Below are 2951 nucleotides of genomic sequence, written 5' to 3'. Positions count from 1 at the left end.
TTTCAGTAAAACCCATCTGGGTTGTATGGTTAAGCCTCTCGAGTCATTAGTACATGTTAGCTCAACGCCTCACAACGCTTACACACCATGCCTATCAACGTCCTAGTCTCGAACGGCTCTTTAGAGGAATTAAATTCCTAGGGATGACTCATCTTAGGGCTCGCTTCCCGCTTAGATGCTTTCAGCGGTTATCGATTCCGAACGTAGCTACCGGGCAATGCCATTGGCATGACAACCCGAACACCAGCGGTTCGTCCACTCCGGTCCTCTCGTACTAGGAGCAGCTCCCTTCAATCATCCAACGCCCACGGCAGATAGGGACCGAACTGTCTCACGACGTTCTGAACCCAGCTCGCGTACCACTTTAAATGGCGAACAGCCATACCCTTGGGACCGACTTCAGCCCCAGGATGTGATGAGCCGACATCGAGGTGCCAAACACCGCCGTCGATATGAACTCTTGGGCGGTATCAGCCTGTTATCCCCGGAGTACCTTTTATCCGTTGAGCGATGGCCCTTCCATTCAGAACCACCGGATCACTATGACCTACTTTCGTACCTGCTCGACGTGTATGTCTCGCAGTTAAGCTGGCTTATGCCATTGCACTAACCGTACGATGTCCGACCGTACTTAGCCAACCTTCGTGCTCCTCCGTTACTCTTTGGGAGGAGACCGCCCCAGTCAAACTACCCACCAGGCACTGTCCCTAATCCCGATAAGGGACCTAGGTTAGAACATCAAAACTACAAGGGTGGTATTTCAAGGACGACTCCATCATGACTAGCGTCACAACTTCAAAGTCTCCCACCTATCCTACACATGTAGGTTCAATGTTCAGTGCCAAGCTATAGTAAAGGTTCACGGGGTCTTTCCGTCTAGCCGCGGGTATACGGCATCTTCACCGCAATTTCAACTTCACTGAGTCTCGGCTGGAGACAGCGTGGCCATCATTACGCCATTCGTGCAGGTCGGAACTTACCCGACAAGGAATTTCGCTACCTTAGGACCGTTATAGTTACGGCCGCCGTTTACCGGGGCTTCGATCATGAGCTTCTCTTGCGATAACCCAATCAATTAACCTTCCGGCACCGGGCAGGCGTCACACCGTATACTTCCTCTTGCGAGTTTGCACAGTGCTGTGTTTTTGATAAACAGTTGCAGCCACCTGGTATCTGCGACTCCCGTCAGCTTAGAGAGCAAGTCTCATCACCAACAGGAGCGTACCTTCTCCCGAAGTTACGGTACCATTTTGCCTAGTTCCTTCAGCCGAGTTCTCTCAAGCGCCTTGGTATTCTCTACCCGACCACCTGTGTCGGTTTGGGGTACGATTCCCACTAACCTGAAGCTTAGAAGATTTTCCTGGAAGCATGGCATCAACTACTTCAGTCCCTTAGGACCTCGTCATCAGCTCTCAGTCTGCACACTAAAGTGCGATTCCCCGGATTTGCCTAAGAAATCAACCTACCACCTTAAACGCGGACTACCAACGCCGCGCTAGCCTAGCCTTCTCCGTCTCTCCATCGCAGTTAGCGGAAGTACAGAAATATTAATCTGTTTCCCATCGATTACGCCTTTCGGCCTCACCTTAGGGGTCGACTCACCCTGCCCCGATTAACGTTGGACAGGAACCCTTGGTCTTTCGGCGAGGGGGTTTTTCACCCCCTTTATCGTTACTCATGTCAGCATTCGCACTTCTGATACCTCCAGCGTGGGTTACCCCTTCACCTTCAACGGCTTACAGAACGCTCCTCTACCGCGCACAGTAAACTGTGCACCCGTAGCTTCGGTGACTAGCTTAGCCCCGTTACATCTTCCGCGCAGGCCGACTCGACTAGTGAGCTATTACGCTTTCTTTAAATGATGGCTGCTTCTAAGCCAACATCCTAGCTGTCTAAGCCTTCCCACATCGTTTCCCACTTAGCTAGTACTTTGGGACCTTAGCTGACGGTCTGGGTTGTTTCCCTTTTGACGACGGACGTTAGCACCCGCCGTCTGTCTCCCGAGTAGTACTCATTGGTATTCGGAGTTTGCAAAGGGTTGGTAAGTCGGGATGACCCCCTAGCCTTAACAGTGCTCTACCCCCAATGGTATTCGCTCGAGGCGCTACCTAAATAGCTTTCGAGGAGAACCAGATATCTCCCGGTTTGATTGGCCTTTCACCCCCAGCCACAAGTCATCCGCTAATTTTTCAACATTAGTCGGTTCGGTCCTCCAGTTGATGTTACTCAACCTTCAACCTGCCCATGGCTAGATCACCGGGTTTCGGGTCTACACCTTGCAACTAAACGCGCAGTTAACACTCGGTTTCCCTACGGCTCCGCTATTCGCTTAACCTCGCTACAAAATGTAAGTCGCTGACCCATTATACAAAAGGTACGCAGTCACGGTCTCAAGAACCGCTCCCACTGCTTGTACGTATACGGTTTCAGGTTCTATTTCACTCCCCTCACAGGGGTTCTTTTCGCCTTTCCCTCACGGTACTGGTTCACTATCGGTCAGTCAGGAGTATTTAGCCTTGGAGGATGGTCCCCCCATATTCAAACAGGATGTCACGTGTCCCGCCTTACTCGTTTTCATCAATGGTTAGTTTTCATGTACGGGGCTATCACCCTGTGCCGCTGTGCTTTCCAACACATTCCACTAACACCCCACTGACTTAAGGGCTAATCCCCGTTCGCTCGCCGCTACTAGGGGAATCTCGGTTGATTTCTTTTCCTCCGGGTACTTAGATGTTTCAGTTCCCCGGGTTCGCCTCGCAACACTATGTATTCATGTTGCGATAACAGCTTATGCTGCTGGGTTCCCCCATTCGGACATCGTTAGCTCAAATGCTTGTTACTAGCTCGCCAACGCTTTTCGCAAGTTACTACGTCCTTCATCGCCTCTGACTGCCAAGGCATCCACCGTATACGCTTAGTCGCTTAACCATACAACCCAAATGAGTTTCACT

1 rRNA gene is annotated in these 2951 nt (G+C 51.2%); it reads right to left on the bottom strand.

What is annotated here, in order from left to right:
- Positions 1-25 precede the first annotated feature (25 nt).
- A 23S ribosomal RNA gene (locus tag KV201_RS22295) occupies positions 26-2928 on the bottom strand.
- Between the last annotated feature and the right edge of the window lie 23 nt (positions 2929-2951).

This window comes from Shewanella sp. SR1, assembly GCF_020447145.1.
Taxonomy (GTDB): domain Bacteria; phylum Pseudomonadota; class Gammaproteobacteria; order Enterobacterales; family Shewanellaceae; genus Shewanella; species Shewanella baltica.
Note: the sequence above shows the minus strand (reverse complement) of the source record. Positions and strands in the feature narration are given on the sequence as shown.